Origin of the sequence: Bacillus sp. SIMBA_031, assembly GCF_046535225.1 — a bacterium.
Lineage (GTDB): Bacteria > Bacillota > Bacilli > Bacillales > Bacillaceae > Bacillus > Bacillus velezensis.
On record NZ_JAWRXC010000692.1, the window covers coordinates 1 to 235 of the forward strand.

At 59.1% G+C, this 235-nt stretch carries 1 pseudogene; it reads left to right on the top strand.

What is annotated here, in order from left to right:
- A pseudogene (locus tag SB724_RS21845) lies at positions 1-235 on the top strand (hypothetical protein); the annotation flags it as partial.

Consider the following 235-nt stretch of genomic DNA (forward strand, 5'->3'; position numbering starts at 1 on the left):
GCCGCATCTCTGCGACGAACTCGGCATCCATTTCATCCACCAGGACCGGCTGCTGGTTCCAACCTTCACGGTCGGCGAGGCGTTGTTTCTCGGTCACGAGAGGCGCATCGCGCGAACTCCGTTTCTCAATCGCCGGGCGATGCAGAAGCGCGCCGAGGAACTGCTTGCGAATTATTTCGGCATCAATCTGCCAAGAAATGCGCTGATCAGCCAGTTATCGACGGCCGAACGGCAG